The sequence below is a fragment of the Campylobacter sp. BCW_4321 genome, from assembly GCF_001763075.1.
GTDB lineage: Bacteria > Campylobacterota > Campylobacteria > Campylobacterales > Campylobacteraceae > Campylobacter_D > Campylobacter_D jejuni.
The window spans coordinates 13,298-25,672 of the sequence record NZ_MJYA01000060.1 but is presented as its reverse complement, the minus strand read 5'-3'; the positions used below and the strand labels follow the sequence as shown (position 1 = coordinate 25,672).

Annotated in this window: 11 protein-coding genes; all 11 read right to left on the bottom strand. The window is 29.9% G+C overall.

Annotated features, from left to right (window positions below):
* Position 1: 1 nt before the first annotated feature.
* Positions 2-1,162, bottom strand: a complete 1,161-nt coding sequence (gene pglE, locus AJN58_RS06545; protein ID WP_070292143.1) for a UDP-N-acetylbacillosamine transaminase — start codon at positions 1,160-1,162, stop codon at positions 2-4.
* Between the two features lie 97 nt (positions 1,163-1,259).
* A complete protein-coding gene (pglD, locus tag AJN58_RS06540; protein ID WP_070292153.1) occupies positions 1,260-1,850 on the bottom strand; it encodes a UDP-N-acetylbacillosamine N-acetyltransferase in 591 nt (196 codons plus the stop codon).
* The gene (gene pglC, locus AJN58_RS06535; protein WP_002870508.1) at positions 1,837-2,439 is read right to left on the bottom strand and encodes an undecaprenyl phosphate N,N'-diacetylbacillosamine 1-phosphate transferase; all 603 of its coding nucleotides are present in this window, start codon (positions 2,437-2,439) and stop codon (positions 1,837-1,839) included. Before pglC ends, pglD begins: the two co-directional genes overlap by 14 nt.
* The gene (pglA, locus tag AJN58_RS06530; RefSeq protein ID WP_070292138.1) at positions 2,432-3,562 is read right to left on the bottom strand and encodes a N,N'-diacetylbacillosaminyl-diphospho-undecaprenol alpha-1,3-N-acetylgalactosaminyltransferase; all 1,131 of its coding nucleotides are present in this window, start codon (positions 3,560-3,562) and stop codon (positions 2,432-2,434) included. Before pglA ends, pglC begins: the two co-directional genes overlap by 8 nt.
* A 9-nt stretch (positions 3,563-3,571) precedes the next feature.
* Positions 3,572-5,713 (bottom strand): undecaprenyl-diphosphooligosaccharide--protein glycotransferase, encoded by a 2,142-nt coding sequence (gene pglB / locus AJN58_RS06525; RefSeq protein WP_070292136.1) that lies wholly within the window; start codon positions 5,711-5,713, stop codon positions 3,572-3,574.
* Between the two features lie 3 nt (positions 5,714-5,716).
* Positions 5,717-6,814 carry an N-acetylgalactosamine-N,N'-diacetylbacillosaminyl-diphospho-undecaprenol 4-alpha-N-acetylgalactosaminyltransferase gene (pglJ, locus tag AJN58_RS06520; protein ID WP_002853444.1) on the bottom strand — a complete coding sequence of 366 codons (1,098 nt, stop codon included), beginning with the start codon at positions 6,812-6,814 and terminating at the stop codon, positions 5,717-5,719.
* Positions 6,802-7,731, bottom strand: coding sequence for a GalNAc(5)-diNAcBac-PP-undecaprenol beta-1,3-glucosyltransferase (pglI, locus tag AJN58_RS06515; protein WP_070292134.1), 930 nt, complete (start codon positions 7,729-7,731; stop codon positions 6,802-6,804). The genes pglJ and pglI overlap by 13 nt, the downstream gene beginning before the upstream one ends.
* Positions 7,724-8,803 carry a GalNAc-alpha-(1->4)-GalNAc-alpha-(1->3)-diNAcBac-PP-undecaprenol alpha-1,4-N-acetyl-D-galactosaminyltransferase gene (pglH, locus tag AJN58_RS06510; RefSeq protein WP_083265184.1) on the bottom strand — a complete coding sequence of 360 codons (1,080 nt, stop codon included), beginning with the start codon at positions 8,801-8,803 and terminating at the stop codon, positions 7,724-7,726. The genes pglI and pglH overlap by 8 nt, the downstream gene beginning before the upstream one ends.
* Positions 8,800-10,494, bottom strand: a complete 1,695-nt coding sequence (gene pglK / locus AJN58_RS06505) for an ABC-type lipopolysaccharide transporter PglK (RefSeq protein ID WP_070292130.1) — start codon at positions 10,492-10,494, stop codon at positions 8,800-8,802. Before pglK ends, pglH begins: the two co-directional genes overlap by 4 nt.
* Positions 10,488-11,474, bottom strand: a complete 987-nt coding sequence (gene galE, locus AJN58_RS06500) for a UDP-glucose 4-epimerase GalE (protein WP_070292129.1) — start codon at positions 11,472-11,474, stop codon at positions 10,488-10,490. Before galE ends, pglK begins: the two co-directional genes overlap by 7 nt.
* A 57-nt stretch (positions 11,475-11,531) precedes the next feature.
* Positions 11,532-12,326 carry a 3'-5' exonuclease gene (locus tag AJN58_RS06495; RefSeq protein ID WP_070292127.1) on the bottom strand — a complete coding sequence of 265 codons (795 nt, stop codon included), beginning with the start codon at positions 12,324-12,326 and terminating at the stop codon, positions 11,532-11,534.
* Between the last annotated feature and the right edge of the window lie 49 nt (positions 12,327-12,375).

The following is a 12,375-nucleotide window of genomic DNA, read 5'->3' as shown; positions in this document are numbered from 1 at the left end:
TTTAAGCCTTTATGCTCTTTAAGATCAGTTTTGAAATTTGATAAACATCATCTTTACTCATCGCCGTGCCACTTGGCAAACAAATTCCTTTTTGGAAAAATAGCTCACTATTGCCATTAAGATAAGCCTTAGCTCCTTTAAATACTTCTTGAGTGTGCATAGCTTTCCATAATGGTCTTGTTTCTATTTGTTCATTTTTCAAATCTTCTATGAGTTTTGAAATTTTTGGATGCAAAGCGATATTTTTTTGACTGATATTTATATCTTTTTGACAAGCATTAAGTTCATTTTTATCAAAATCAATCAAAGCCGTACTTAACCAGCGATTGCTTCTTGAATTTTCTAATTCATCTAAAAAGCTAAAATGCTCTCCTAAAAATTCTTTATACCACTCATAAATTTCTCTTTTTTTAAGCACTCTTTGTTCTAAAACCTCCATTTGCGCTACACCAATAGCTCCTAAAACATTGCTTAAACGGTAATTATAACCATAATCTAAATGTTCATAATGCAAACAATTTTCCCTTGCTTGAGTGCTATAAAATCTTGCTTTTTCAATCTTTTCTTTATTTTTTCCTATAAGCATACCTCCACCTGAAGTGGTGATAATTTTATTACCATTATAAGAATAAACTCCAAATTCTCCAAAAGTTCCTAAGGCTTTATTCTTATAAAAACTTCCTAAAGCTTCGGCAGCATCTTCGATTAAAACAATTTCATTTTCTTTGCAAATTTTAACAATCTCATCCATTTTAGCCGCATTGCCATAAAGATGAGTTAAAATCAATGCTTTTGGTTTTTTTTCGCATTCTTTAATGGCGAGTTTTAACAAATCTACATCAATATTATAAGTTTCATCACAATCTATAAATACAGGCTTTGCTTTAAGATAACAAATAGGTGCTACTGAAGCAATAAAAGTAAAAGAAGAAGCTAAAACGATATCATCTTGTTTTACCCCTGCCACCCTTAAAGCTAAATGTAAAGCCGCTGTGGCTGAATTTAAAGCTAAGGCATTTTCACTTTTGCTATAATCTTTTACACTTTGCTCAAAGCAATTTACAAATTCACCCAAAGGTGCTATATAATTGCTTTTGAAAACTTCTTCTATGTATTTTAATTCATTACCACCCATATGCGGAGGAGAAAGAAAAAATCTCATGATTTATCCTTTGTATAAAACAAAATTTTTATAAATTAACTCTATTTTACCTAAAAAAATTTACAAAGAATCAAACAAAAATCTTTTTATAATCATTTCATATTTTTCTTTTTGCAGGCACTCCCACAAAAACACCTTTTTCATCTTGACTTTTAACCAAAGTTGCTCCACCACCTAAAATACTATCATCTGCTAAGCTTAAATTAGGCAAAACACAAGAATTAATCCCTAAAAAACAATTTTTACCGATTTTTACATTGCCCGCACACTTAGCCCCTACACTCACATGAGAAAATTCCCCTATCACGCATTCATGTTCAATCACACTTGAAGTATTTAAAATCACGCCTTTTTCTATTTTGGCTTTAGCATTAACTACTACATAAGGCATGATTAAAATTCCTGCATTTTCTTCCATACTTGCACTAGAACTTATAAGCGCGCTTTTATGAATAAGATTAACGATTTTAAAGCCATTTTCTAAAATTTTTTGATAAATCTTTTTTCGAATTTCATTGTTTCCTATGGCTATAAAAAAATCATATTTAGGTAAGGTGCTTTCAAATTTCATTCCTTTAAAATCATCTAAAAAAATACATTCTTTATAACCCATATTTTTAGCCACATCTTCACAAACAAGCCCATGACCACTAGCACCATAAATATAAATTTTTTCAGTTCTTGCCATTAAATTTCTCTGTTGTAACATGGCCTTCTTTGCTTACCCCGCTTCGTTTTAAAACCTTTAAGGCTGTTAAAAATATGATTTTTAAATCAAGCAAAAAAGAAATATTTTTCACATAATACACATCAAGTTCGAATTTTTTCTGCCAAGAAATAGCATTTCTTCCATTTACCTGCGCCCATCCTGTTATACCTGGACGCACTTTATGACGCAATTTTTGCTCTTCATTATAAAGGGATAAATACTCAACCAAAAGAGGTCTAGGCCCCACAAAACTCATATCCCCTTTTAAAACATTAAAAAGTTGCAAAAGCTCATCCAAACTTAAGCTTCTAACAATTTTTCCAAAAGCTTTCAAACGCAATTCATCGCTTAATAACTCACCCTTTTCATCTCTTTCATCACTCATGGTTTTAAATTTATAAATTTTAAAAATTTTTTCATCTAACCCAGGGCGATTTTGAGTGAAAATCACACTTCCTTGAGTGATTTTTAAAAGTAAAGCAGTGATTAAAATCACCGGAGAAAAAAGTACTAAAAGCACTAAAGCTAAAATAAAATCAAAAATTCTTTTAAAAACTTTTTCATACATTCTTAATTACCCTATCATAAAGTTTTAAATAACGCTGTGCGATATTATTTTCATCGTATTGCAAAACATCTTGGGCGGCATTTTTAGCTAAATTTAATCTTAATTTTTCATCTTCTAATAAAAGTGAAATTTTTTCGCTTAAATCCTTGGCATCTTTTGTTTTTGCCCAAAGTCCATCATAAGCATTAGAAATAGCCTCCACACAACCTTCACAATCACTCACCACTATAGCCTTACCACAAGCTTTTGCCTCCAAAACACTTACAGGAAAGCCTTCTTTATAGCTTGGTAAAACAAAAATATCACAATTTTGCAAAAGCTCAACTATATCACTTCTAGCGCCCAAATAATGCACCACGCCAGAGTTTAAAAACTCCGAACTTGCACAAGAAGGATTTTCATCTCTTCCACCAACTAAAACAAAATTTGCCTTGTCTTTTAGCATAGCAGCACTTTCATAAAATTCTTTTACACCTTTATGCCATAAAGCTCTTGCTATCATAAGCACAATTGGTTTTTTATCTATGTTTAAATTTTTCCAAAAAAGCTCTTTTTTTTCCGATTCTACATAAATAGGAAAAAATTTTTTTAAATTGATCCCTACAGATTTTATCACGCAAATTTTATTTTCTTTAAGTCCTAAATTCCGCATAAACTCAGCATTACTTTCATTGACAAAAATAAATTGGTGTGCAAATTTAAAACTTAATTTATAAAGATTATTAATAACAAAACGCACTAAATTTGCCTTAAAACCTTGATCTATATAAAAAGAACCCAAGCCTTCTACTAAGGCAGAACGATAAGGAATTTTTGCCCATTTTGCCGCTAAAATTCCAAAGGTATTGCTTTTATGTGCCGCACTTTGAATAAGATCAAGATTTAAATTTTTTAAAACCTTAGTAAGATAAAAAAAATTCTTTAAAACCACAAAAGGATTTAAGCTAGCTCTTGAAAGCTCATAAACAATTACTTTTAAGCCAAGATCTCTAAGTTTTTGCGTGTATTCATCTTGTGGCACTATAACAAAAACTTCATCTTTTCTATCTTTTAATGCTTTTATAATAGGCATTCTAAAATGATAAATACTTGCTCCTGCATGTGATAAAAATCCTATTCTCATTTTCAACCCTTAAATTTTAAGTTTAAAAACCTTAGCATCTCTAGAATTAATCACCAAGTCAAATAAATTCTTATCATAATTTCCTAAAAAAAACATTTGCACATAAGCACTATTAAACATGGTTTTATCCATTAAAATAAATTGTGCGTAAGGAATAGCACTATCCTTTAAATAAAAAATATAAAACTGAGCCTTATCATCAATTGGAGTGATTTTGTATTCACCTTGTTTAATAGAATTAATCTCTACGATACTATTTACAGAAACCACATTATCACCTATTTTAAAACTTCTAAAATCATCGCTTAAAACCACTCCGTTGCTAAGATAAATTTCTCCATTTTTAACATCAAGTGGATAAGCTGTGCTAAAGGTAAAAGGTTTATCCAAAACTCCTGTATCTAAATTAATAAAACAAAAACTAGCCACCGTAGAAAAAATCAAAGACATTCTAGCGGGCATATAAAGATAAATATCACGAGTTTTTGGTGTATCGATTTTAAAATCAGGTTTTGATAATGAAGCTAGAAACAAATCCACATTGCTTTGATTATAATCTTTCATCATGGCTTGTAAAATGTCTGTTTTTAAAATATCATTTTGCGGAGCATAAAAGCTTTTTTCTGTATATTCTACACTAAGTCTTGCCATATTAGCTGCAGCTTGTTCATCTTTGCTTAAAGCAAAAGAAGGGAAAAAATTATCCTTACCTAAATGCTTTCCACCATCTACTAAAGTTTTCACATCACTATAATAACGCACAGGATAACCATAATCCCACCAAGTTACCACATAATCTTCTCTATTGGCTATATTTTTTAATTGATTTAATAATGATGCTTCATTTTGAGAAAAAACTGTTGGTGCTTTATAGTTGTAAATATGGATAAATACTGGAGCTAAAGTCAAAATAGTTGCAAAAACAATACAAACATTTGAAGTTAATTGGCTATATTTTTTAACCAATATAGCCTTAAACTCGCTCAATAAAAAACCAAATCCTAAGGCCATTACAGGTACAGAATAAATGGTAAATCTAAGCCCCCCTTTTAAGGCTAAAAACCCAAGCACCAATATAGGTAAAGCCATAATCATACTTTTATGTTTTCTCAAAAGCCATACAAAACCAAACAAAGAAAACAAAAAAACAATTTCACTACCACCAATTCTTCGCATAAATTCGCTAAGATCTACATTTTCAACTTCTTGTATGGTTTGATTGACATTAAAATACATAAAACCCTGCGTTAAATTCGCACTTTCATCACTTCTAAAAATATAAAATTTAAGCTGATAAAGTATAGGATCAACCCCTCCACTTAAAATCAAAAATATCAAAGTTACACTAGCTAAAATTCCTATAATTACAAAATTTAAGCGTTTTTGCTCTAAAGCAAATAAAGCAAAAAGTATTACTATAATAGTACTTTGATAAAACCATGCTATATTTGAAAGAGTAAGAGAAGACAAAATCACAGCTATATAAAAAATCTTTTCTTTTCTATGAAAAATAAGTGTATAAATTAAAAAAAGTCCAATTAAAGCTACATTTAAAGTATAGCTTGAAGGATACCACCAAAGATAAATTCCTATAAATAACGGCAAGGCAATCAATGAAAAAAAGTCTTTTTTTAAAATCATTCTTACCATAAAAAATAAAATAAACATAGGTAAAACAATTACCAGCATATCCGTATCATAATACCCACTCATAGTGCGATTATAATAACTGTTTGCTATACTTGCTAAAAGAGCAGCTACAAAGCCCATTAAAGGACGTTTGTATTCATTAGCTAGTAAAATAATAGGAATCACCACCAAAGAAGATAAAAAAGTACTCATATATAAAATAATACTTTCGAAAGAAAAAGGTGTGATTTTATAAAGCCAATAAGTAAGCGTAGATAAAGAAGATCCATAATAACTCAAATCATTAGGCTGATGAAAACCTGCTATCATATCTCTTGCACCCTCAGCAAAAGCATAACCATCGTTTGAAATGATCATTAATTGATTATTGAAAAAATACTCATTAAACTCACTTGCCCACCAAATCCAGTAAAATCTACACAATACACTAAAAACATAGGCTAATACAATCATCGCAAACAAAACTAAATAAGGGTTTTTTAAATACTCTTTTTTCAACATCTTTTATCCTAATAAATATTTCAAAGCATCACGTGCAATTTTTACTTTATCAAAGGCCTTAGCCCTAGTTTTAGCCTTATTTTTATACGCTTTTCTTAATTTATCATCTTCAAGCATAGTCTTTAAACCCTGAAACATAGAGTTTTCATTATCTACTTCTACTAAAAGTCCAAATTCATCATCGCCAAAAAGCTCTCTTGCGCCACTTTTATGATCAGTGCAAACCACCGCACAAGAACAAGCTAAGCTTTCAATTAAAACATTTGAAAAGCCTTCAAATACAGAAGCAAAAGCAAAAAATTCGCATTTAGCCATGTATTTATAAGGATTATTATCAAATCCTAAAAGCAAAACCTTTTCTTCTAAATTTAACTCTTTAATCAAAGCTAAAAGCTCATCTTTAAGCACACCTTCACCTAAAATCACAAGCTTTAAATCTGTTTTCAATCTCGCATAAGCACGAATTAATAAAGCATGATTTTTACCTTTATCAAGCCTGCCTACACTTAAAATAAATTTATCTTTTAAAGCTATATCTTCAAGAGCTTTTTGCTCTATGTTTTCTAAATCGATGGCATTGTATAAAATTTCACATTTTTTTGGATTTATACTAAAATTTTGCACTAAATCTTCTAAATTTCCTTTAGAATTAGGCAGGATTAAATCAGCTCTTGGATAAAGCAAAGAAATTAAAAATTTATTTGCCAAAGAATTAAAATTATTTTTCGCATACATCACACTTGGCGTAGTGCATTCATTGATCACAAGGCGAGTTTTGTTTCCAAACATTCTTGCCATTAAAGCTATATAATTAGGTCGATTTAAAAAAACAAATTCTGTATCAATACCCAAATTTCTGCAAAGTTTTTTATATTTTAAAGCCAAAAAAGGTAGTTTTAAAAATTTCAAAATAGGATTTTCACTAGGTTTTGAACATTCCAAAAAATGAATTTGACACTCTGGAATTTCATAAGAAATTTTATCATTCATCAAGATCAAATGCACTTCAAATTTCAAACTTAAAATAGGCAATAAAGTCGCCACAACTCTTTCAGCACCACCACTTCCTAAAGAATAAATAAAAATGCCTAATTTTTGCATAAAGCCACCCGAATTTTTGATAATTTTTCAATCATATTATTTGGAATTATACTTAAAATGAGTAATATCAAAGCAGGAGCGTTGATTTTTATACTCAGGCTTTTAAACAAACACTTATAAAGAGCTTTATAATTTTTTGCAAGTTTTGCATAATAAGCTGCCATTTTATAATAACTCGCACAAGTTTTTTTATAATCTTTATCTTTACTCATTTTAAGTTCATTTTCTAAAATTTTAGCAAGCTCTAAATATCCCAAATACACCCTATGAGCATTTTTACTCGCCCCTAAAGTCACGCTATCTTGCCTAAAAATCCTATAAATCCTAAAAGCCTTATGGATATAAAAACTTTTTTCCTTGTATAAATTTGCCCAAAGCGTGGCTTCATTGCCATAAAATTCTTCATTAAAACGCTTGTTTTCAAGTAGAGATTTTTTAAAAACAGAAAAAAACTCTCCGCTAAATTTAGCCATTAAAAAATCTTTTTTAGAAATTTCACTATCTTTTTCCAAGCCCTTGCCGCTAAATTCCTTGCTTAAATTTCCTTCTTTTTCTATCAAACAATTTCCAAAAACATGAGCATAACCCTCATTTGCTTTTTGCATTAAGGTAGTTAAAGCCCCAGATAAAAGCTCATCATCATCATCTAAAAAAGTTACAAACTCGCCACTTGCTTGATCTAAGCCATTGTTTTTATTGCCATTTGGGCCTTGTTTGTAATTTTGATTTAAAAAATACTTAATGCGATCATCATCTTTTTGTAAATTTTGCACCACACTTTTAGTATCATCACTAGAATTATCATCACTTACAATAATTTCTAAATCTTTAAAATCTTGATTTTGTATGCTTTTAATAGCCTTTTCTAACAAAACTTGACGATTAAAAGTTGGTACTATAACAGAAAGTTTAGGCATTTTTAACCTCGGCTATAAGCTTAAGCCATTCTTCTTTGATATGAGAAATTTCAAAGTCTTTACACCTTTGTTTGGCATTATTTACAAGTTCTTTTCTAAAATTTTCATCATTTAAAACAAGTTCAAGTTTTTTAGCAAGTGCTATTTCATCATCGCAACCTACCAAAAGTCCATCATGATTATCTTTGATTAAATCCTTAGCACCATTATAATAAGAACTTGAAATTCTACAAACCTCAAAATACAAACTTTCAATTAAAACCGTTGGCAGACCTTCTACAAAAGAACAAAGGCAAAGTACTTTTGCTTTTTCATAAAGAGTCTTGACATTTTCAACTCGTCCTAAAAAATCAACTTTTATTCCTAAAGATTTTACCTTGTATTCAAGTTCTTGCCTTAACTCTCCATCTCCTGCTATAACAAATTTATAATTTTCTTGCAAATTTTTATCCAAATGCGCTATAGCTTTTAAAAACATTACAGGGTTTTTGTTGTGATCTAAACGCCCTATAAAAAGAACCAAATTTTCCTTTTCAAAACTAGAATCAAAAGGAATTTCATCGCTAAAATGACAAGGATTTAATAAAAGCTTAACCCTTTTTACAAATCTTTCATAATACACCTTATCACTGCTTCCAAGCACACTTAAAGCATCACAAAAAGGATAGCTTACCCTTCTTAAAAAACGCCAAATTTTAGGTTTTAAATACGCCTCATTGCTATGCTCACTTATAATGAGTGGAGTTTTAAGCCCTATTTTCGCAGCAATACAAGCAATATTAGTCGTATCCAAAAAAGAAACAAAAACATCAGCCTTACTTTCTTTCAAAGCCTTTCTTAAAGCAAAAAATTTCTTAAAACGACTTGCTATTTTATGATAAAGCGTGTCAAATCTAAATTGTTCTAAACTTGTAACTTTAACTTCATTTTCAAGCTTATAAAAAGATTCTCCTGCATGAAATTTAATAATACTTACTTCATGCTCTTTACAAAGCGCATTAGCTAAGGTTACTAAAACACGCTCAGCGCCTCCTGAATTTAAAGTTGAGATAATAAAGCTTATTTTCATCATTTCTCCTCTTTAAGCTTACCGTGTTCTAAACGATAAACCTTATCACATTGTGTTATCGTAGAAAGGCGATGTGCGATAATAATCATGGTTTTATCTTTAGAAATTTTATAAATTTCATCCATAATTTTTGCTTCACTTTGAGTATCAAGCGCAGAAGTTGCTTCATCAAGCACTAAAATTTCAGGCTCTAGATATAAAGCTCTTGCTATGGCTATGCGTTGTTTTTGCCCCCCGCTTAAATTACTCCCTCCATCGCCCACTTTTGTTTGCACTCCTTGAGATAAATTTTTTATAAAATGCTCTAAATTTGCTTGTTTGATAACCCTATTAAGTTTTTCTTCATCAACCGCATCTCCAAAAGTGATATTTTTAGCTATACTGTCATTAAAAAGATAGATATTTTGTGGGATATAGCCTATTTTTTGACGATAATTTTTTGCATTATTTGCATTTAATTCTTGCTTATCAATTAAAATTTGCCCTTCTTTTGGTTTTAAAAGTCCTATGATAAGATCTACTAAGGTGCTTTTTCCACAACCACTCTCCCCTATAAAAGCGATTTTTTCACCTTTTTTAATGTTTAAGTTAAGATTTTTAAATAAATGTTTTTTTCCCTCATAACCAAAGCTAAGATTGCAAATTTTAAGCTCTTGATTAAAGCTTAATTTTTCCTCGCCCAAATTTTCTTCTTCTTGTCTTAAATTTTGATAAATAATATCCAAAGAAGAATGATAATAAAGCAAATCATGATAACTTGTAATAATACGATTTGCACTTGGCATTAAGCGATAAAGCGCTAAAACAAAAATAGAAATCGTGGATAAAATACCTGAAATATCACTTTCATTTTTCAAAACCAAAAATACCACGATAAAAACAAGTACGCAAAAGCCTATTCCTTCAAGATAAATTCTAGGCACCGCAGCTACGCTTTCATTGGTAATATTTGCTTTAGAAAAAGCTTCACTTTGTGCTTTAAAAAGACTTAATACTCCATCTTCTTTGGTTTTAAGCTTGATAAACTTGAAATTATTTAAATTTGTATTTAAAATTTCAAAGAAATTTTTCATCGCTTCTTCGCGTCTTAGTCCTGCTTTTTTAATGATAGGACTTAAAATTTTCACTAAAATAAAGGCATTTAACACCATAAAAACACTTAAAAATAAAGTGATTTTATAATTAATCAAAAGCATTAAAGCATAAAGCAAAAGCACTACAAAAATTTCACTCATCAAAAGTAAAAATGATGAAATCATAGTGCTTAGATTATAAACTTCTCCTGTAATGGACTTTAAAATTTCAGATTGATTTTTTTGAGTAAATTTTTCATAATTAATATTTAAAAATTTAGAAAAAACCTTATAAGCGATCGCATGATAACGCCCTTTAGAAAATCTTGCCAAAAGATGAAAATAATACGCATTTAACAAAGCTCTAAACACATAAAAAACAATAAGCCCCACTCCAAAATAAACAATGATTTCAAAAACAGGGATATTAAGATATTCTTTTAAACTGATTAAATATTTATTACGATCAAAATAAGAAAAATCGCTAGCCAAAGTGATAAAAGGCATTACTAAAGAAATTGCAAAAGTTTCTATAAAAGAAACAAATACTGAAAAAACAAGCAAGAAAAATAAAAAATTTTTATCTTCCTTGCTTAAAATAAAAAAAAGTTTTTTTAGCACTGTTTTTCCCAATCAAAAGCAGATTTACAAATAAGCTCTAAATCATCATATTTAGGCTGCCAAGAAGTAAGATTTCTGATTTTACTTGCATCAGAAATCAACACACTAGGATCACCTGCACGGCGTGGGGCAAGTTCTACTTTAAAATCCACTCCGCTAACTTTTTTCATCGCTTCAATCACTTCTTTTACGCTAAAACCATGTCCATAACCTACATTAAAAACATTGCTTTCATTCTCTTTTAAATAATCTAAAGCCGCTAAATGTGCACTTGAAATATCATCTACATGGATAAAATCTCTTATGCAAGTACCATCTTTTGTATCATAATCATCGCCAAATATGAAAAGTTTATCACGTTTTCCTGCGGCACATTCAGCTGCAACTTTTATAAGCAAAGTCGCTTTTGGATAGCGTTGTCCTAAAGTATAATCCATGCAAGCACCTGCAACATTAAAATATCTTAAAATACAATGCTTAAATTCAGGATTTGCCATACTTGCATCACGCAAAACTTCTTCGCTCATAAGCTTACTACGCCCATAAGGATTAATAGGTGCTAAAGGACTTGTTTCGCTCACAACAGGAGTTTGTGGTTCGCCATAAGTGGCTGCCGTTGAAGAAAATATAAATTTATTTACTCCAGTTTGCAAACAAGTTTCGATGAGATTTGTCGTATTAACAGTGTTGTTTATATAATATTTTAAAGGATTTTGCATACTTTCAAAAACTTCAATACTCGCTGCAAAATGCACAATAGCGTCAAATTTTTCTCTCTCAAACAATGCTTTTACGCCTTGAAAATCACTTAAATCTTGTTCGAAAAATTTAAAAGCTCTTATTTTTTGCAAATCTTCTATTGCGATTTTAGAACCCTTAGAAAGATTATCTAAAACACAAATTTCATGATCTGTTTTTAAAAATTGTCTTAAAGTATGAGAACCTATATAACCTGCACCACCGCTAATAAGAATTTTCATCATCATTCCTTTTTCTAAAAATGTCAAAAATAAATTTTAATATATTTTCTTAAATACTTAAGATCGAACTTTTGAAATTTCACTCTCACAAGCTTTTGCAAAAACTTCTGTATAAGAACGATCTGATTTTTTTGCACGCAAGAAATCTCTCATATAAGAAAGAAAATCAACATAATCTTCTTCATCAACATTAGCTTTAATAAGTTCATATTTTAAAAAAAGCATATAAGTGTTTAAAACATCGCTTTCGCAATATTCGTGGATTTTTTCAAGTTTATTTTCATAAAAAAGTTTCATTACCTCACCGCCATGCACATCATATTTTCCTGGCAAACCCACCATAGAACAAAGTGTATCAAGCTTTATTCCGCGCCCATTAGATCCTAAGGATTCTAATAAATCACAATGTTTTAATTCTGAAAATCTTGTTTTATAATTATTCCATTTATCGCTTTGAGTATCCAAATAAGTTGCTGCTTTTAAATTGTATTTTAAAGCCCTTAAAACGAGAACAGGCATATCGAAATTTTTACCATTAAAACTGACTAATTTTGGCTCATAATTTTCTATAAAATTAAAAAAATTAGCAATCATTTCTTTTTCATTTTGTCCATCAATTTTATTTACTTTGATAAATTTTCCAAAATTATCACTTAAAACCGCACAAATACTGATAATTTTATGATAAGGCAAAGGCAAAAACTCACTCCCACTTTGTTCTTTTTGCCACTGAAGTGCTTTTAAACTTACCTCTAAATCACTTCCTTCAAAACCCAAAGTTTTGCGGATAAGCTCAACATCTGGCACACTCTCGCAATCAAAAACACAAATATAACCTTCATTTTTTGCCATTTTTAACCTTTTTTTAAATAATTTCGCTAAAATCATAGCAAAAATTTTA